Consider the following 18,440-nt stretch of genomic DNA (forward strand, 5'->3'; position numbering starts at 1 on the left):
CTGCGGGAGTTCCACGACGACATGCGCGGGGTGGCCCGCGACGTGTTGGCCAAGGGCGCCCACTGGCAGCAGGTGGTCGACGCCGGTTGGTCGGCGCTGGAGGTGCCCGACGCACTCGGCGGCGCGGGGGCCTCCTTCGTCGAGACGGCCATCGTGCTCGAGGAGCTCGGCCGGGCCGCGGCGGCCACCCCCTACCTCGGCACGACGCTGGCCGTCGGGGCCCTGACGGCGTTGGCGCCCAACGATTCCCGCGACGCGCTGCTGCAGCGCATCGGTGCGGGTGCGACGGCGGCGGTGGCCACCGGCTTCACCGTCTCGGCCGGTCGGGTGTCGGGGTGCGCCGAGTTCGTGCCCGACGCCGGCGGGGCCGACGTCGTCCTGCTCCTCGCCGAGGCCGCCGGCACGCCCGTCGTCGCCGTGGCACCGGGGCTCCTCGTCGCCGCGCAACCGGTGCTCGACGAGACGCGATCGCTCGCCACCGTGATGGCCGACGGTCTCGACGTCGCCCAATCCTGGCCGCTGCCAAGCGGTGTGGCGGCACTTACGCACCGCGCCGCCGTCTCGATCGCCTGCGACAGTCTCGGCGCCGCGGAGGCGATGCTCGCCGCGACCGTCGACTACGCCTCGGTGCGCAGGCAGTTCGACCGGCCGATCGGATCGTTCCAGGCCGTCAAGCACGCGTGCGCGGACATGCTGGTGCAGCTGTCGGTGTCCCGGCAGCTGGTCGTCGCGGCCGTCGAGGCGATCGCCGCCGGCGAGGACGCCGGGGTCGTGGCCGCGATGGCCAAGTCCCATGCCACGGCCGCGGCGGTCGACGTCGTCGGCAAGGCCATGCAGTTGCACGGCGGCATCGGCTACACGTGGGAGAGCGGCGTGCACGTGTACCTCAAGCGCGCGATGCTGAACCGTGCGCTGTACGGCTCACCGGCGCAGCACCGTCGGTCGCTGGCCGCCCGCTACCGCCGAGACCACGGTATGTGACGTCAGAGGCCACGAATCCGTCAGAAACCGTAGTCTCGGCGCGTCGGTACCCCGGCGTAGGGTCGAAAACGTGGCACTACCAGGATTGACCACCGTTCGCGACGGCATCGGCGATCGCCTGTTCGGCATGGTCGCGGGGCCCGAGGGTCCGGCCAACCGTTCGCGCATCCATGACACCCCCGGCCCCCGCTGGTTTGCCGAGGACCGCCCCATCCGGCGCGTGCACGGCGACGCGTCGATGTTCGTCGGCGGTCTGCGCGCCCTGCTGCTGCAGTCGCTGCATCCGCTGGCGATGGCCGGCGTCGCGGGGCACTCGGACTACCGCGGCGATCCGTGGGGGCGGCTGCAGCGCACCAGTACCTTCCTCGCCGTGACGACGTTCGGCCCCGCCGACGACGCGCAGCGCGCGGTCGATCAGGTCCGCGGCATCCATCGTCGGGTGAAGGGCATCGCGCCCGACGGTCGGCCCTACGCCGCGTCCGACCCGCATCTGCTGGAGTGGGTGCACATCGCCGAGGTCGACAGTTTCCTTCTGGCACACCAGCGTTACGGCGCCCGGCCGCTGGATCAGCAGGGCCGCGACGGCTACGTCGCCGACACCGCCCGCGTGGCCGGCGCCCTCGGCGTCGTCGACCCGCCGCGCACCGAAGCCGAACTCAAGCAGCGTCTCGCCGACTACCGGCCCGAGCTGATGGGCACCGCCGCCGCGCGCGAGGCCGCCAGGTTCCTGTTGCTGACTCCCCCGCTGCCGCTGCTGGCCAGACCGCCCTACGCGGTGCTCTCGTCGGCGTCGGTCGCCATGCTGCCGGCGTGGGCTCGGCTGCCGCTGCGGTTGCCCTACCTCCCGCCGCTGGAGGCCACCGCGGTCCGCCTCGCCGGCGGGACGCTGGTCAGCGGCATCCGCTGGGTGATGGACCGGGCCTGACGGTCAGACCGGGATCGTCGTGCCCGTCTCCTTCTCCGCGAAGGCCATCAGCCGCGCGGCGATGCCGTAGTCGCTGGCCTCGGCGGACCGACCGCTCAGCGTCGGCGCACCCTTGAGCCCGAGCCTGCTGTCGATGCCCACGTAGCTGCCCGGGGGAATCGGTTCGCTCAGGCAGTACAGCGTCGGCGCGGCGCCCGCGTCGGTGTCGTTGGCGAGCACGCCGGCCGCCGCCTTCACCACGGTGTGGAACGCCGACATCACGCGGGTGTCGGACACGTTCGACAGATTCGACGCGACCCAGCCGGGATGGGTCAGGTAGGTCGTCACGGGCGAATTCGCGGCCCGTAGCCGGCGATCGAGTTCCAGACCCCACAGCATGACCGCGAGCTTGGACCTCCCGTAGGCGGGGAACGACCGCCACGCGCGGGAGCGCAGGTGGGGATCGTCGAGCGGGAACGTGGCCGCCTTGTGCGCATCGGAGCCGACGTTGACGATCTTCGACCGCACCCGGTCGAACAGCAGATTGGTCAGCGCGAACGGGCCGAGGAAGTTCGTGCCCAGCGTCGACTCGAACCCGTCGACGGTCTCGGTCCGGTGCTGCGCGACGACGCCCGCGTTGTTGATCAGGACGTCCACGTCGCCGTCGAAGAGGTCGGGGAACGCGCGCACCGACGACTGGTCGGCGAGGTCGAGCTTCACGACCGAGGTGTCACCGCCGATCTCGGCGGCCCGCTGCGCACCCAGCTCGAGGTTGCGCACCGCGAGGATCACGTGCGCGCCGGCGCGGGCCAGGGCACCGGCGGTCGCCAGCCCGACGCCGTTGGTCGCTCCGGTCACGATGATGCGCTGGCCGGTGAGATTGCCGAGTCGGGTCGGCGACCAGTGTGTCGTCACGGTCTGACATTTACCACGTCGACACCCGGTCGGAACCATCGACTTCGGCGCGCCGAGAAGCCAAGCTGCTGCCATGGTCGACAGCACCCGCGAGATCGAGAACCTCATCTACACCTACGCCGAACGCATCGACGCCGGCGACCTGGACGGGGTGGCTGCGCTCTTCGCCCACGGCCGGATCCGCGGCATGGAGGACGGCCCGCCCGAGACGGTGTTCACCGGTGCCGCCGGCGTCCGCGCGATGTACGACATGGCGATCCACCTCTACGCCGACGGCACCCCCAAGACCAAGCACCTCACCACCAATGTCCGCGTCGACGTCGACGATGCGGCGGGCACCGCGTCGAGCACCGCGAACTACCTGGTCACGCAGGCTACGCCCGACCTGCCGCTGCAGGTCGTGGTCACGGGCCGCTACCGCGACACCTTCCACCGCGTCGACGGGTCGTGGTGGTTCGACACCAGGATCATGTACGTCGACCAGACCGGGGACACCAGCCACCACCTGAAGTTCTGACGAGCCGCCCGACGACGCGGGTTCACCGAACGAAACACGGAGGCGCACACGGGCTTTGGGCCCTCAGCCGTGGGGCAGCAGATCGGGGGTGATGATCTGCAGGCTGCTGGCGGCCCCGGGATCGCTTCCGGTGACGAGGACCGCGCCCGAACGCGGATCCACCGCCAGGGAATTGGGCTGCTGCACGGTCGGCAGGTCACCCAGGGTGCGGGGCTTGCTCGGATCGGAGACGTCGACGACGCGCAACGTGTTCGATGCGGTCAGGGTGACGTAGAGCCGGTGGCGGGGACCGTCGTAGGCCAGGCCGATCGGGTTGCCGGGCGCGTCGATCCTCGCGACCTGGGTCACCTGCGGATCGATGCGATCGAGGAACACCGCGCCCCCGTCGGTGTCGGCGAACGCGGCCAGGTCTCCGGACAGGGCGACCGCGTGCGTCAGCTTCCGTCCCACCGGGGCCTGAGCCACCAATTGCAGGGTGCTGGCGTCATACACCCACACCCCGTTGCCCTGGACGTCGGCGACCGCGGCGTACGTGCCGACCGCGGCCACGCCGCCGGGTTGCGGCGGTGGCGCGGGCAGCGCACCGGCGATCGCGCCGTCCCGGACGAACACCACCCCGCCGCCCTGTTCGTTGGTGACCGCGATCGTCCCGTCGGCCGTCGCGGCCGCGTCGTGCGGGCCGCGCCCGACCCCGGTGACGGTCGATGACACGGTGCCGTCGGCCAGATTCATCTGCAGCAACTCACTGGACTGCTCCAGCGGGACGAGCACCGGACCGTCGGGACCGGCCAGATCGAGATGACGGGCAGCTCCCGTAGTGGCGACGGTCTGGCGTACCGCACCGGTGGTGGCGTCGAACAGCACCACGCCATCGGGGCTGCGCACCGCGGCCGCCCCGATCCCCGAGGTGCCGACGACGACGCCCTCGGGTGCGTTGCCCAGGGGCACCACCCGCCCCGCCGGGGGCACGGCAGGCACGCCGGCCACCCCCGGCTCCGCGGCCGGGGCGTGGGTGATCGGCGCCGTCGACACCGTCGAGGGCGCCGACGAGCCGGCCGGCGACGGTGTCGACGCACTGGAACAACCGGCGACCAGCACCATCGACGCCAGTGCCAACGCCGGCATCTTCGGTGAACTCATCTCCCAGCTGTGCCCGCCGAGGCGTCTCGCGAACCAGCGGACGTGCGCTGTCCGGACCCGCTGAACGGCGTGAACGCGCAGGTCAGCGGTGCCCTTGCGCCGTCGGCCGGCGCGCGGCTCCGTCACCGTTCGGTCAGATCGAACCCCCGCAGCCGGGCCGGGCGGCGGCGCTAGGGTCGGACCGTGGAGCAGCGGTGTGAAAGACGTTGAATGACAGCCCCTTCGACGCACCGGCTCAGGGGTGACCGTGCTCCCGACTGACGTCGACCGCCACGACCCGGCGCGCCCGGCCGGGCCGGTACGGCGCCGCTGGCTCGGTCCGCTCGCCGATGCCCGACGCGACGCGGTCGGCGCTCTGCTGGGTGCCGTCCTGGTGGCCGCGGCGTTCCTGGTGCCGCACCTGCACGACGACACCGTGACGCCGGTGGTCGATCCCGACCGGTGGGGGTACTACGACTTCGCCGACGCCGCACCGCTATTCGGGTGGCGGCTACCGCATCTCGGGTGGGGCACCCCGTGCGCGGTGGTGATCGCCATCGCCGCGGTGACGTGGGGCCCCGCCCTCGCGCGGCGGCTCCCGTGGCGCGCCCTGCTCGCGAGCACCTGGCTGACCGCGCTCGGGTGGGCGTTCGCGCTGGCCATGGTCGACGGGTGGGATCGCGGTTTCGCCTCCAAGTTCCGCAGCCCCGACGAGATCCCCCACGAGGTCCCCGCCTTCGCCGACGTCTCCCGTGCGCTGCACGAATTCGCCCGACGCGTCCCCGACCACCAACCCGACTCGTGGAACGTCCAGGTCGCGGGTCATCCGCCCGGCGCGGCACTGGTGTTCGTAGCGCTCGACCGCATCGGTCTCGGGGGGCCGACGTGGGCCGCGATCGTCAGCACCCTGGTCGGGACGAGCACCGTCGTCGCCGTCCTGGTCACCCTGCGGGCCCTGCGCGCTGCCGACCTGGCCCGCCGAGCCGCCCCCTTCCTGGCGCTGGCTCCGGCCGCGATCTGGATCGCGGTCTCCGCCGACGCGATCATCACCGGCGTGGTCGGCTGGGGCGTGGCGCTGCTGGCGGTGGCGAGCAACGCCGCCACCCGGTGGCCGACGGCCGTCGCCGCCGGGGCCCTGCTGGGGTTCGGCACGTACCTCAGCTACGGCATGATCCTGATGGTCGTGCCCGCCGTCGGCGTGCTGCTGATCGCCCGCACCGCCACACCGCTCTATGGTGTCGTCGCCGGCGCGCTCGCGGTGGCGGTGGCGTTCACGCTGGGGGGCTTCTGGTGGCTGGACGGCTACGCCGCGGTCAAGGTGCGCTACGGCCAGGGAGTCGCCGCCGACCGGCCCTACGCGTACTGGGTCTGGGCCAACTACGGCTCGCTGCTGTGCGCCGTCGGGCTGGCCTCCTCGGCGGCCCTGGCGCGGGTGTTCTCCTGGCCGAAACTGCGCGCCCTGGCCCCGCTGCACGTCATCGTGGTGGCGTTCCTACTCACCGTGCTGATCGCCGACCTGTCCGGGTTGAGCAAGGCGGAGACCGAACGGATCTGGCTGCCCTTCGCGACGTGGATCGTTGCGGCCCCCGCCCTGCTGCCGCCCGCCCACCACCGGTTCTGGCTGGCCGTGCAAGCCGTCGGAGCGCTGGCCATCAACCACCTGATCCTCACCAACTGGTGAGCCGCGACGTCCTTCGCGCGCCGGTTCCTGACCCGATCGCCGGACACGGCCGCACCCGAGGGGCATCATTCGCGCCATGTCGTCGACACTTGCGCGCTACACCGACCGTCGCGTCCTGATCACCGGCGGTGGTTCCGGCATCGGGCAGGCCACGGTCCTGCGCATCCTCGCCGAGGGCGGCCGGGTCGTCGCCGCCGACATCAGCGACGCAGGGCTGCGGGACACCGTGGCCAAGGCCGGCGGCCACCAGCACCTGTCGACGGTGCGCATGGACGTCGGCGACGAGGCGTCGGTCCGCGACGGCGTCGCCGAGGCGGTCGCGGCCGCGGGCGGGCTCGACACACTGGTCAACGCCGCGGGCATCCTGCGTTCGGCGCACTTCGTCGACACCACGCTCGCCGACTTCGAGACCATCGTCCGCATCAACCTGATCGGCACGTTCCTCGTCACGCGCGAGTCGATACCCGCTCTGCGCCAGGGCAATTCGGCCGCCGTCGTCAACTTCAGCTCGACGTCGGCGTCGTTCGCCCACCCCTACATGTCGGCCTACGCCGCCTCCAAGGGTGGCATCCAGGCGATGACCCACGCCCTCGCGCTGGAGTTCAGCAAGGAGCGCATCCGGTTCAACAGCGTCCAGCCGGGCTCGATCTCCTCCGGCATGACCGACGGCGTCGGGGCGTCGCGCCAGAGCATCGGTCCCGGCCTGCCCGCCGACATGGACTTCTCCCTGCTCGGCAAGATCACCTCGATGCTCCCCCTCGACGGCGGCGCCATGTTTGCCCAACCCGACGCGGTGGCCAGCGTGGTCGCGCTGCTCGGCTCCCCCGACGCGTACTGGATCACCGGCACCGAGGTGCGCGTCGACGGCGGCACCCACATGTAGTCGCGGGCGGCGACAATCCCAGGTGGTCGCGGCGGGCTGGGATAGGTTGACCCCGGGCCGTCGACCGCGCGGCACTGGGCCAATCGAGAGATCTGGGGCATGCGAGTAGACGGGCGGGAGATCACCGTCTCCGGCAACTTGCTGCAACCGCTCGTCCGCCGCACCAACGACATCTTCCGGCTCTCGATGGCGACCGTGTTCCTGGCCGCCGTCGTCACCAGCTCGCTGGTCACGCGACGGGACTGGGTGGCGCTGGAGCGGTCGATCTCCGGGGTCGTCGCCCTGCTCACCCCGACCCAGTCCAACCTGGTCTACCTGGCCTACGGCGTGGCCATCCTGGCGCTGCCGTTCGCGATCCTGATCGGGTTGATCACCGCGCGCCAGTGGCGACTGCTGGCCGCCTACGCCGCGGCGGGCGTGATCGCCGTGCTGGCGCTGTCGATCAACTCCAGCGGCTTCTCCGCACCGCGCTGGCACTTCGACCTCGACGACCGTCTGCGCACCCTGCTGTCGCAGTTCCTCGACGACCCGCGGTGGATCGCCATGCTGGCGGCGGTGCTCACGGTGTCGGGGCCGTGGCTGGAGGCGCGGTGGCGGCGCTGGTGGTGGGCCCTGCTGCTGGCGTTCGTGCCGATTCACCTCGTGGTCAGCGCCGTCGTGCCGGCGCGATCGCTGCTCGGGTTGTCCGTCGGCTGGTTCGTCGGCGCGCTGACGGTGCTCGTCGTCGGGACGCCCGCGCTGGAGGTGCCGCTGGACGGCGCCGTGCGGGCGCTGATCCGACGCGGTTTCGCGGTGACGGCGCTGACGGTGGTGCGGCCCGCCGGCGCCGGTCCGCTGGTGCTGTGGGCGGCCTGCGAGGTGGCCGACGACCCGGACGTCTCCCACGTCCCCAGGGTTGTCACCGAACCACCCCAGGCGATCGTCGAGATGTACGGGCCCAATCAGCGCAGCGGCGGCATCGTGAGCCAGGTCTGGCGACGAGTCCGGTTGCGCAACAGCGAGACCGCGCCGCTGCACGCGTCGATGCGCCGCGCGGTGGAGCATCGCGGGCTGATGGCGATCGCCATCGGCGAGCTGGGCGTCGCCAACAGCACGACGATCGCGCTCGCCGCGCTCGAACGGGGGTGGACGCTCTACGCGCACACCCAACCCCGCGGCGTGACGCTCGACGCGACGTCGGCCGACGTCTCCCTGGTGGGCCCCGTCTGGCAGGCGCTCGGCGTGCTGCACCGCCATCAGATCTCCCATGGCGACCTGCGCGCCAAGGAGATCACGATCGACGACGGGGCCGCCCTCTTCGGCGGGTTCGGCAGTGCCGAGTACGGCGCCACCGACGTCCTTTTGCAGGCCGACATCGCGGCTCTGCTGGTGTCGACGACGGCGATCTTCGGCGCGGAGGCCTCCGTCGGTGCGGCCATCGCGGAGTTCGACGAGACGACGGTGCTCAACGCCTCCCGCCGTCTCACGAAGGCGGCCCTGCCCAAGCACATTCGCGACTCGGTCCCCGATGCGAGCGTCGTCATGACGGCGGCCAGGGACGAGGTCATGCACCAGACGGGCACCGACCGCATCAAGGCCGAGACCATCACCCGGTTCACCAGGACGCAGGTCATCCAGCTCGTCCTGCTGGTGGCGCTGGTGTACGTCGCCTACCCGTTCATCAGCACCGTGCCCGCGTTCTTCTCCGAGCTGCGCACCGCGAACTGGTGGTGGGCCCTGCTCGGCCTGACGGTGTCGGCGTTGACGTACGTCGGTGCGGCAGCGGCACTCTGGGCGTGCGCGTCGGGTCTGGTCTCGTTCTCGCACCTGGCGATCATGCAGGTGGCCAACACCTTCGCCGCCACCACGACGCCGGCCGGCGTCGGCGGTCTCGCGCTGAGCACGCGGTTCCTGCAGAAGGGTGGCCTCGGCTCGCTGCGCGCCACCGCCGCGGTGGCACTGCAGCAGTCGGTTCAGGTCATCACGCACGTCGCACTGCTGATCTTCTTCAGCGTCATCGCGGGCACCTCCACCAACCTGTCGCACTTCGTCCCGAAGACCACCGTGCTGTATCTCATCGGCGGCATCGCCCTCGGCAGCATCGGCATCGTGACCTTCGTGCCCGCGCTGCGCCACTGGCTCGGCACCGCGGTGCGGCCGCGGCTGAAGGAACTCGGCGGTGAACTCGTCGAGCTGATGCGCGAGCCCAAGCGCCTGGCGATCATCGTCGCCGGTTGTGCCGCAACGACTCTCGGAGCCGCCCTGGCGCTGTGGGCCAGCGTCGAGGCCTTCGGCGGGGGCACCACGTTCGTCACGGTCACGGTCGTCACGATGATCGGCGGCACGCTGGCGTCGGCCGCGCCGACCCCCGGCGGCGTCGGCGCGGTGGAGGCCGCCCTCATCGGTGGACTCGCGGCGTTCGGGGTGCCCGCCGCGGTCGCCGTCCCCTCGGTGCTGCTCTACCGCGTGCTGACCTGCTGGCTGCCGGTGTTCGTCGGATGGCCCGTGATGCGCTGGCTGACCAAGAACGACATGATCTGACGGAGTGAACCGATAGCCATGGGGGGCCAGTGACGTCAGAATCGACCGTCGCCGACGCGCGGGTCCGGCGAGCGCGCGCCGCGGTCGCGAGCGCCTTCGCACCGCCGCCGCCGTCGCCCCGGCTGATGCGCTTCGAGAAGCGCACCGAGTGGCCGCTGGCCATCGCCGCCCTCGTCTTCCTCGCCGGCTACTCCGTCGAGGTGCTGGCTCACCCGCGCTTCGACACCGCGATGGACGTCGTCATGAACGTCACGTGGGCGGTGTTCGTCGTCGACTACGTCGTGCGTCTGATGCTCGCCGAGGATCGCGCCCGCTGGTTCCTCCGACACCTCGTCGACCTGGCCGTCGTCGCGCTTCCGCTGCTGCGGCCGCTGCGTCTGCTGCGGTTGATCGTGCTGATCATCGCGTTCCAGAAGGCGATCGGCGGCGCCATCCGCGGCCGCATCATCGTCTACACCGCCTCCGGTGCCATCCTCCTCATCTACGCGGCGTCGCTCGCGCTGCTGGAAGCCGAACGCCACCAACCGAATTCGCACATCAACAGCTTCGGTGACGCGGTGTGGTCGTCGATCGAGACCGTCACCACCGTCGGCTACGGAGACGCCGCGCCGGTGACCGGTCGGGGCCGGCTGATCGCCGTCGCGCTGATGATCGGCGGGATCAGCCTGGTGGGTGTCGTCACCGCGACGCTGGCGTCGTGGATCGTTCAGCGGGTCAGCGAGGAGGACGACGCACAGCAGGCCGCGACGGCGGCGCAGATCGATGCCCTGCGCGTCGACCTCGAGCAGCGGCTGGCCGCACTGCAGGAGCAACTGGCCACGCTCACCGAGACACCCCACGCCACCGACCGTCATGGTGTTGGATGAGGCCGTGGCAGAGATCAGCCGCAGCCGCACGATCATGGCCCAGCCGCAGGCGATCTGGGACGTCCTCGCCGACTTCGGCACCTTGAGTTCGTGGGCCGACGGCGTCGATCACTCCTGCCTGCTCCACCACGGACCCGACGGTGCCGCGGTCGGCACCACACGTCGAGTCCAACTGGGCCGCCGCGCGCTGGTGGAGCGCATCACCGAATGCACTCCGCCCGTGACGCTCGGCTACGACGTCGAGGGGCTTCCCCCGCGGCTGCGCACCGTCGCCAACAGGTGGACGCTGCGACCGCGCGGAGAGACCACCGCGGTCACCCTGACGAGCACGGTCGACATCGGCGGCGGTCCGGTCGCCCTGGCGGCGGAGTGGGTCGTGTGCCGCCGCATGGCCGCGGCGTCGGACTCGATGCTCGACGGGCTGGCCCGAGCGACGGAGGACACCCATGACTGAACGACCCGACATCGTCATCCTCGTGACCGACGAGGAGCGTGCCATACCGCCCTACGAATCCGCCGACGTGCTGGCCTGGCGCCGACGCGCCCTGGACGGTCGCCGCTGGTTCGACGACCACGGCACGAGCTTCACGCGCCACTACACCGGGTCGCTGGCGTGCGTGCCGAGCCGACCGACGCTCTTCACCGGGCACTACCCGGATCTGCACGGCGTCACCCAGACCGACGGCATCGGCAAGCGCTACGACGACTCCCGGCTGCGGTGGCTGCGCGCCGGCGAGGTACCGACGCTGGGCAACTGGTTCCGCGCCGCGGGGTACGACACGCACTACGACGGCAAGTGGCACATCTCCCACGCCGACCTCGAAGACCCCGCCACCGGCGAGCCGCTGGCCACCAACGACGACGACGGCGTCGTGAATCCGGTTGCGGTGCAACGCTATCTGGATGCCAACCCCCTGGACCCGTACGGCTTCTCCGGCTGGGTGGGACCCGAGCCGCACGGTGCGGCCATGTCCAACAGCGGCTTTCGCCGCGATCCGCTGGTCGCCGACCGGGTCGTCTCGTGGCTGCTGGACCGGTACGCCCGTCGCCGCGCGGGCGACGAGGCCGCGCTGCGCCCGTTCCTGCTGGTAGCCAGCTTCGTCAACCCGCACGACATCGTGCTCTTCCCGGCCTGGCAGCGCCGCAGTCCGCTGCGGCCCTCGCCGTCCCTCGACCCGCCGCACGTGCCCGCCGCGCCCACCGCGCGGGAGGATCTGCGCTCGAAACCCGCCGCGCAGATCGCCTTTCGCGAGGCGTACTACTCCGGCTACGGCCCGGCTCCGGTGATCGGCCGCAGCTACACCCGCAATGCCCAGCAGTACCGTGACCTGTACTACCGCCTGCACGCCGAGGTCGATGGACCGCTGGACCGGGTGCGGCGCGCCGTCACCGAGGGCGGGTCCGACAACGCCGTCCTGGTGCGCACGTCCGATCACGGCGACCTGCTCGGCGCCCACGGCGGGCTGCACCAGAAGTGGTTCAACCTGTACGACGAGGCCACCCGCGTGCCGTTCGTGATCGCCCGCATCGGACCCGATGCCACCGCGGCGCGCGTCGTCACGGCCCCGACGTCGCACGTGGATCTGGTGCCGACGCTGCTCGGCGCCGCGGGTGTCGACGTGGACGTCGTCGCGGACGCGCTGACGGACGCGTTCTCCGAGGTGCACCCGCTGCCCGGTCGCGACCTCATGCCCGTCGTCGACGGAGCGGCCGCCGACGAGGACCGCGCCGTCTATCTGATGACCCGCGACAACGTCCTCGAAGGCGACACCGGAGCGTCGGCGGCAGCCAGACGCCTCGGCTTCGCAGCCAATCCGCCCGTCCCCCTTCGGATCACGGTGCCCGCCCACGTCGCCTCCAACTTCGAGGGGCTCGTCGTGCGCGTCGACGAGCACCTGTGGAAGCTCGTCCGCACGTTCGACGACCCGTCGACGTGGACCGAGCCCGGCATACGCCAGCTGGCGAGCAACGGCCTCGGCGGTGAGACCTACCGCACCGATCCGCTGGACGACCAGTGGGAGCTCTACGACCTGACGGCCGATCCCGTCGAGGCCGACAACCGCTGGGACGACCCCGATCTGCACGACCTGCGGGCCCACCTGCGGATTCGACTCAAGCAGGCCCGCGCGGCCGCGGTGCCCGAGCGCAACCGCCCCTGGCCGTATGCCGACCGCCAGCCGCCGGCCGGTGCGCGGCGACCGTTCGGCCGCGGGCGGTCGTGACCGGCCATGCGCCGCGGGCCGTCATTCCGGCCACGCCGAATTCTTGATCACGTCGACGAAGTCGGTGCGCCGGAAGCCCGGGCTGAAGTGCTGCAGCACATCGGCATTGACCGTCCCGAAGGTGGTGTCCGGGCGGTCCTTGAAACCGTGGGTGAAGGCCTGCAGGATCTCGGTCTTGAAGTTCGGTCGCGGATGCGCGGTGACCACGGCGTCGAGGTCGGCCTGCGCGATCGCGTCCAGCCGCAGGCCCAGCACGTCGGTCTCCACGCCGGCCGTGGTCGCCGCGATGACGGCATCCATCCCGTAGGGAACTTCGGGGGTGGTGTGCAGCGCGATCGCCGTCCACACGACGTCGGTCTCGGCGCGCGAAAAGCCCTGCGCGACAAGGAAGTTACGCGCCGCGTCGGCACCGTCCATCTCGAACCGCTGCGCCGTCCCCCGGTAGGGCGGCACCAGGCCGGTGTCGTGGAACAGTGCGGCGACGTAGAGCAATTCGGCGTCCGGCACGAGATCGAGCTGTCGCGACTGCAGACTGCCGAAGAGGAACACCCGCCGCGAGTGGTGAAAGATCAACTCGTTGGTGGTGTCGCGGATCAGCTCCGTCGCGGCCGTCGCCAGCGCGCTGTCGGGGATGCTCACTCCTGCAATGTTCTCGGCCATGTCCGTGGTCCTCTCGTCGTGGGTGGCTCCTTCGACTATCGACCGACGGGCCTGTGCGTCGCGCTGCGGTCGCGGACGTGAAACCCTCAGATGTGGACATCGCACCGCATACCGTCGTCGTGCTGCTCTACGACGGCGTTCAGATGCTCGACGTCACCGGTCCGATCGACGCGTTCGCCTCCGCGAACGCCTCCGGTGCGGACTACCGCATCACCCATGCGTCGCTGACCGGCGCCGACGTGGTGGCCAGCTCGGGTGCCCGCCACGGAGCCGACGCCGCCGTCGCCGATCTGCCCGAGCACGTCGGCACGCTGCTGGTGCCCGGGTCCCCGAACTGGCAGGCCGCCATCGGCGACGCCGACCTCGTCGACGCGATCCGCACGCTCGCCCAGCGCAGCAGCCGCACGGTGTCGATCTGCGCGGGCGCCTTCCCGCTGGCGGCGACGGGGCTGCTCGACGGCCGCCGGGTGGCCACGCACTGGAAGCTGGCGCGCCAGCTCGCCGCACGCTTCCCCGACGTCGTGGTCGACTCGGCGTCGCTGTTCGTCACCGACGGCCCCTTCACGACGTCGGCGGGGGTGACCGCGGGCATCGACCTGACGCTGTCGCTCATCGAGCACGACCACGGGTCGGCGCTGGCACTCGACGTCGCGCGCGACCTCGTCGTCTTCATGGCGCGGCCGGGCGATCAGTCACAGTTCAGCGTGCGACTCGACGCGCTGCCGACCACCCACTCGGTCGTACGCGGCGTCATGGACGCCATCACCGCCGACCCCGGTCGCCACCTCACCCTGACCGGCCTGGCCGCCGAGGCCGGTGTCAGCGCGCGGCACCTGTCGCGGCTGTTCCTCACCGAAACCGGCCATACGCCACAACATTTCATCGACCGCACCCGCCTGGAAGCCGCCTGCGCCAGGCTGACCGGAGGCTCCGCGACGCTCGATCAGATCGCCGAGCAGACGGGCCTCGGCTCGAGTGAATCCCTGCGGCGGCTGTTCCAACGCGAACTCGGCATCACGCCCGGCGCCTACCGACACCGGTTCAAGACGGTCACGCCTGCAACGGGGTGAACTCCTCGCGGTGCTCGCGGACGAAGTCGGCGAACGACACCGGTGGGTGGCCGATGATTCCCTCCAGCCATTGGGGATTCGGCATGATCGCCGCACCGGCACGCGAGGCGGCCATGGCGCCGACGGCCGAGATATGTTGCGCCATGGCAGTATTGACCACTCCGGGTGAGTCGTTTGCCGTGGCTTCGAGTCGAGCCTGCCAATCCCGTTGCGAGACGGGTTCGAACTCGACCGCCCGGCCCGTCTCGGCGCTGATCACCTCGGCGACCTCCACGTGGCTCAGCAGCGTCGAGCCCGGCGGATAGCTGACCTTGGCGTCGGCGAAACGATCGGGGTCCACCAGTGCCGCGACCGCGAGGTCGGCGGCATCGCGGCCACTGATCCATGGCGCCGGGCCCGTGCCGAAGCTGTTGGCGAAGCGTCCCGTCTGCCGGATCTCGTGCCCATGCAGGACGAGGACGTTCTCATAGAACAGCGCCGCCACCCGCAGGATGGTGGGTTCGAAACCGGCCCAGGTGAATATCTCTTCGGCGACCCACTGGGCGCGTCCCAGTGCGCTGGGGCTCCCGGCGGCGCTGGGGCCCATCGACATCACCACGAGGTGCGGCGAGACCCCCTCGGAGCGCAACGCAGACGCCAAGTTCGCCGCCGCCGGGACCGCTCCCGCGGCGATCGGATAGGCGAAGTACACGGCGTCGACGCCACGGACCGCCTCGACCAGCGTCCGGCGGTCCATCAGATCGCCGATCACCACCTGCACGCCCTGCTCGACGAGCCGGTCGACGTGGGCGCCGCGGGACCTGAGGAACAGGCGGACGTCGCGGTCGTGCGCCAAGAGCTGCTCGACGACGCGGGCACCGGTCCCGCCGTGGCCTCCCGCGCCGATCACCAGAACGGTGGGCTTCGAGCCGTCGGACATGCGACCTCCACGCCTGAGTAGTCATTGGTATACCTAGGTGGACAAGCTAACACGTCCGCGACGACTGGCCACTTACCGCGCGCCTGAACCCTCGAGGGGTAGAACAACTGGCCACTCGCCGGGATCACATTGAGTGCGGGCGATGGGATTCGAACCCACACGTTCTTTCGAACAATGGCACCTAAAGCCATCGCGTCAGCCAGTTGCGCCACGCCCGCAGCGCGTTCGATGATACCGCCCGACAACTTGGCGAGATAAACCTGTCGTCCGGCCGTTCTACGTTGTCAATCGTGCGCTCACAGGAGGACTTCGACGAGGTTCAGCGACTGATCGCTGCCGGCATGAATGACTGCCAAATTGCGCGCGTGACCGGCATACCCAGACCCACCGTGCGTGAGTGGCGCAGCAGACCACCCAGTCGCCGTCCCCGCCCGAGCCGATCGTCTAGGTGCGGATTCGTTCACGATTTTGCGGCCCTGGGGGCGGCGGAATACTCCTACCTTCTCGGTCTCTATCTCGGCGATGGATGTCTCTCGCGCGATCGTCGCGTCTGGCGCCTACGAATCGTGCTGGACGCCAAATACCCGGCAATCATCGATCGCTGCCGCCAAGCGATCGACGCTGTCATGCCCGGCCAGCGTGCATCCGCCACGAAACAGTCCTCCAACTGCTTCGAGGTCGGTCTCTATTCGAAGCACTGGCCCTGCCTCCTCCCCCAGCACGGCCCCGGCCGAAAACACCACAGACGCATCGTCCTAGAGCCCTGGCAGCAGAAGCTCGTCGACCAGGCTACGGAGGAGTTCGTCTGCGGCCTGATCCACAGCGACGGCTGCCGCGTCATCGCTAACGACCGCGGCGTGGAGAGCATCCGCTACCACTTCTCCAACCGGTCGGAGGACATCATCGGGCTGTTCACCACCGCTCTCGACAGCCTGGGCATCCCGTGGACCCGGTCGACGAAGTACATCGTCTCCGTCTATCGAAAGGCCGCCACCGCGCGCCTGGACAAGTTCATCGGACCCAAGTCCGTCGCGGTACCGTGGACGAATGTCCACTACACGGCGTAGGAGGCCGGCGCTGATCGCGCTGGTGTCCGTCGCTGCGGTGGGTTGCCTCGGCCTGGCGTGGTGGCAGTGGAACCGGTTCGAGTCCGCGACGGGCTCGTTCCAGAACCTCGGCTACGCCCTGCAGTGGCCGATGTTCGCCGGCTTCTGCTTCTACGCGTACTACAAGTTCGTCCGCTACGAGGATGCGCCGCCGCCCACGCCGAACCAGAACGCTCTCACCGAGATCCCCGAGGGCCTGCTGCCCGAGCGACCGAAGCCCGCCGCCCCCGACGCCGATCCGACCCTGCGCGAGTACAACGCCTACCTGGCCGAACTCGCCAAGGCCGACGGTCGCCCCGACACCGACGACAGGACCACGACATGAGCAGTCCCGACCACGAGGCACCCGCCGCCGCGCCACGGGCCACCCCCGTGGAGTCGATTCGCAAGGCTCTCTTCGCCTATCGGCTGCTGGCGTGGACGACGGGCATCTGGCTGATCGCGCTCTGCTACGAGGTGGTGCTGAAGTACGTCGTGCAGGTCGAGAATCCGCCGAGCTGGATCGGCGTCGTCCACGGCTGGGTGTACTTCGTCTACCTGCTGTCGGCGGCGAACCTGGCGACCAAGGTGCGCTGGCCGATCGCCAAGACCATCGGCGTCTTGCTGGCGGGCACCATTCCATTGCTGGGCGTCATCGTCGAGCACTTCCAGACCAAGCAGATCAAGGCCGCCTACGGCATTTAGACCAACGCGCCATCTAGACCAGCGCGCGCAGCGCAGGTACGAGCAGTGCCAGCGCTCGCCCGCGATGCGACGCGGCGTCCTTCTCGGCCGGGCTGAGTTCGGCGGCCGACCGGTCCGACCCCTCGGGCACGAAGATCGGGTCGTAGCCGAACCCGCCGTCGCCCCGCGGCGCGCGAATGACGCGGCCCGCCCACTCCCCGCGCACCACGGTCTCCCCCGCCCCCGACACCAGCGCGCACGCCGACACGAACGCCGCCCCGCGCCGCTCGTCGGGCACGTCGCCCAGCTGACCCAGCAGCAGCCGGAGGTTGGCGTCGTCGTCGCCGTGCGCCCCCGCCCAGCGCGCGGACAGCACGCCCGGCATGCCGTTCAGCGCGTCGACCGCGAGGCCGGAGTCGTCGGCGACCGCGGGCAGACCCGTCGCGGTGAACGCGTCGCGCGCCTTGGCCAGCGCGTTCTGCTCGAACGTCGCGCCCGTCTCGGGTGCCTCGTCGAACGGGGCGACGTCGTCGAGTGACAGCAGCCGCAGCCCGGACACCCCCGCCCCGTCGAGCACGCGGCGCAGTTCGGCCAGCTTCTTGGGGTTGCGGCTGGCGACCAGGATCGACGTCAGCTTCCGAACGCCTTCTTGGGCGGCGTGGTCGGCTCCGGCAGCACACCGGGGTAGGGCAGTTCGAGCGCCTCGCGCTGCAGGACGAACAGTTGCTCGCACGCGGCCAGCGCGGCATCGAGCATCTTGTCCAACGTCGACCGCGGGAACGTCGCCCCCTCACCGGTGCCCTGAATCTCGACCAGCGTCCCGGTGTCGGTGGCGACGACGTTCATGTCGACCTCGGCGCGGGAGTCCTCCTCGTAGGGCAGGTCGGTGCGGACCCGTCCGTCGACGACGCCGACCGACACCGCCGCGATGGCACACGAGAGCGGCCTGGGGTCCGAAAGCCGTTGTGCCGCAGACAAATACGTCACGGCGTCGGCCAACGCCACGTACGCCCCGGTGATCGCCGCGGTGCGGGTGCCGCCGTCGGCCTGCAGGACGTCGCAGTCAATGGCGATGGTGTTCTCGCCGAGCGCGCCGAGGTCGATGCAGGCGCGCAGCGACCGCCCGACGAGCCGACTGATCTCCTGCGTGCGGCCACCGACGCGCCCCTTGACCGACTCGCGGTCCGAGCGGGTGTGGGTGGCCGACGGCAGCATGGCGTACTCGGCGGTCAGCCACCCCAGCCCCGAACCCTTCCGCCAGCGCGGCACGCCCTCGGTGACGCTGGCCGTGCAGAGCACGCGGGTCTGGCCGAACTCGACCAATACGGACCCCGCCGGATGCCGAGTGAAACCGCGGGTGATGGCTACCGGTCGCAGCTCGTCGTCGAGCCGTCCGTCTTCTCGTCTGGACACC

General features: G+C 70.7%; 19 protein-coding genes and 1 tRNA gene. 13 read left to right on the forward strand and 7 right to left on the reverse strand.

What is annotated here, in order from left to right:
- Positions 1-21 precede the first annotated feature (21 nt).
- Together G6N60_RS19805 and G6N60_RS19810 are read left to right on the forward strand one after the other, a co-directional pair.
- A complete protein-coding gene (locus tag G6N60_RS19805) occupies positions 22-981 on the forward strand; it encodes an acyl-CoA dehydrogenase family protein (protein ID WP_163744242.1) in 960 nt (319 codons plus the stop codon).
- 127 nt (positions 982-1,108) lie between these two features.
- Positions 1,109-1,906, forward strand: a complete 798-nt coding sequence (locus G6N60_RS19810) for an oxygenase MpaB family protein (protein ID WP_163744243.1) — start codon at positions 1,109-1,111, stop codon at positions 1,904-1,906.
- Positions 1,907-1,909: 3 nt separating this feature from the next.
- On the opposite strand, the gene G6N60_RS19815 is transcribed toward G6N60_RS19810, so the two are convergent.
- Entirely contained in the window at positions 1,910-2,800 is an 891-nt protein-coding gene (locus tag G6N60_RS19815) for an SDR family NAD(P)-dependent oxidoreductase (protein WP_163740463.1), read from the reverse strand.
- A gap of 73 nt (positions 2,801-2,873) precedes the next feature.
- Between G6N60_RS19815 and G6N60_RS19820 the strand changes: the two genes are divergently transcribed.
- On the forward strand, positions 2,874-3,317 hold the full coding sequence (locus tag G6N60_RS19820) for a nuclear transport factor 2 family protein (protein ID WP_163740466.1): 444 nt from the start codon (positions 2,874-2,876) through the stop codon (positions 3,315-3,317).
- Positions 3,318-3,380: 63 nt separating this feature from the next.
- On the opposite strand, the gene G6N60_RS19825 is transcribed toward G6N60_RS19820, so the two are convergent.
- Positions 3,381-4,457, reverse strand: a complete 1,077-nt coding sequence (locus G6N60_RS19825; protein ID WP_246240864.1) for a YncE family protein — start codon at positions 4,455-4,457, stop codon at positions 3,381-3,383.
- 355 nt (positions 4,458-4,812) lie between these two features.
- Between G6N60_RS19825 and G6N60_RS19830 the strand changes: the two genes are divergently transcribed.
- From G6N60_RS19830 to G6N60_RS29115, 6 genes are all read left to right on the forward strand, one after another.
- Complete coding sequence (locus G6N60_RS19830; protein WP_246241279.1) at positions 4,813-6,117, forward strand: hypothetical protein; 1,305 nt, start codon at positions 4,813-4,815, stop codon at positions 6,115-6,117.
- Between the two features lie 76 nt (positions 6,118-6,193).
- Positions 6,194-7,000 (forward strand): SDR family NAD(P)-dependent oxidoreductase, encoded by an 807-nt coding sequence (locus tag G6N60_RS19835; RefSeq protein ID WP_163740469.1) that lies wholly within the window; start codon positions 6,194-6,196, stop codon positions 6,998-7,000.
- A 99-nt stretch (positions 7,001-7,099) separates the two neighbouring features.
- Positions 7,100-9,520, forward strand: coding sequence for a lysylphosphatidylglycerol synthase transmembrane domain-containing protein (locus G6N60_RS19840; RefSeq protein ID WP_163740471.1), 2,421 nt, complete (start codon positions 7,100-7,102; stop codon positions 9,518-9,520).
- Positions 9,521-9,645: 125 nt separating this feature from the next.
- A complete protein-coding gene (locus tag G6N60_RS19845) occupies positions 9,646-10,386 on the forward strand; it encodes a potassium channel family protein (protein WP_163744251.1) in 741 nt (246 codons plus the stop codon).
- On the forward strand, positions 10,373-10,840 hold the full coding sequence (locus G6N60_RS19850; RefSeq protein WP_163740473.1) for an SRPBCC family protein: 468 nt from the start codon (positions 10,373-10,375) through the stop codon (positions 10,838-10,840). The genes G6N60_RS19845 and G6N60_RS19850 overlap by 14 nt, the downstream gene beginning before the upstream one ends.
- Positions 10,833-12,608 carry a sulfatase-like hydrolase/transferase gene (locus G6N60_RS29115; protein ID WP_163740475.1) on the forward strand — a complete coding sequence of 592 codons (1,776 nt, stop codon included), beginning with the start codon at positions 10,833-10,835 and terminating at the stop codon, positions 12,606-12,608. Before G6N60_RS19850 ends, G6N60_RS29115 begins: the two co-directional genes overlap by 8 nt.
- A 21-nt stretch (positions 12,609-12,629) precedes the next feature.
- Here the strand turns inward: G6N60_RS29115 and G6N60_RS19860 are convergent, their stop codons facing one another.
- Positions 12,630-13,268 (reverse strand): HD domain-containing protein, encoded by a 639-nt coding sequence (locus G6N60_RS19860; RefSeq protein ID WP_163740477.1) that lies wholly within the window; start codon positions 13,266-13,268, stop codon positions 12,630-12,632.
- Between the two features lie 77 nt (positions 13,269-13,345).
- On the opposite strand from G6N60_RS19860, the gene G6N60_RS19865 reads away from it, so the two are divergent.
- Complete coding sequence (locus G6N60_RS19865; protein ID WP_197746955.1) at positions 13,346-14,338, forward strand: GlxA family transcriptional regulator; 993 nt, start codon at positions 13,346-13,348, stop codon at positions 14,336-14,338.
- Here G6N60_RS19865 and G6N60_RS19870 read toward each other — a convergent pair.
- On the reverse strand, positions 14,319-15,257 hold the full coding sequence (locus G6N60_RS19870; RefSeq protein WP_163740479.1) for an NmrA family NAD(P)-binding protein: 939 nt from the start codon (positions 15,255-15,257) through the stop codon (positions 14,319-14,321). The genes G6N60_RS19865 and G6N60_RS19870 overlap by 20 nt on opposite strands.
- Positions 15,258-15,391: 134 nt before the next feature.
- Positions 15,392-15,475 (reverse strand) — tRNA-Leu (locus G6N60_RS19875).
- A 72-nt stretch (positions 15,476-15,547) separates the two neighbouring features.
- Here G6N60_RS19875 and G6N60_RS19880 point away from each other — a divergent pair.
- The 3 genes from G6N60_RS19880 to G6N60_RS19890 are packed head-to-tail and all read left to right on the forward strand — an operon-like array spanning position 15,548 to position 17,047.
- Entirely contained in the window at positions 15,548-16,324 is a 777-nt protein-coding gene (locus G6N60_RS19880; protein WP_246240866.1) for a helix-turn-helix domain-containing protein, read from the forward strand.
- The gene (locus G6N60_RS19885) at positions 16,305-16,688 is read left to right on the forward strand and encodes a hypothetical protein (RefSeq protein ID WP_163740481.1); all 384 of its coding nucleotides are present in this window, start codon (positions 16,305-16,307) and stop codon (positions 16,686-16,688) included. The genes G6N60_RS19880 and G6N60_RS19885 overlap by 20 nt, the downstream gene beginning before the upstream one ends.
- Entirely contained in the window at positions 16,685-17,047 is a 363-nt protein-coding gene (locus tag G6N60_RS19890) for a DUF3817 domain-containing protein (RefSeq protein ID WP_163740483.1), read from the forward strand. Before G6N60_RS19885 ends, G6N60_RS19890 begins: the two co-directional genes overlap by 4 nt.
- Before the next feature lie 13 nt (positions 17,048-17,060).
- Here G6N60_RS19890 and rdgB read toward each other — a convergent pair whose 3' ends face one another.
- Positions 17,061-17,660 (reverse strand): RdgB/HAM1 family non-canonical purine NTP pyrophosphatase, encoded by a 600-nt coding sequence (rdgB, locus tag G6N60_RS19895; RefSeq protein ID WP_163744257.1) that lies wholly within the window; start codon positions 17,658-17,660, stop codon positions 17,061-17,063.
- Positions 17,657-18,439, reverse strand: a complete 783-nt coding sequence (gene rph, locus G6N60_RS19900; protein ID WP_163740485.1) for a ribonuclease PH — start codon at positions 18,437-18,439, stop codon at positions 17,657-17,659. The genes rdgB and rph overlap by 4 nt, the downstream gene beginning before the upstream one ends.
- Between the last annotated feature and the right edge of the window lies 1 nt (position 18,440).

Origin of the sequence: Mycolicibacterium madagascariense (genome assembly GCF_010729665.1) — a bacterium.
Lineage (GTDB): Bacteria > Actinomycetota > Actinomycetes > Mycobacteriales > Mycobacteriaceae > Mycobacterium > Mycobacterium madagascariense.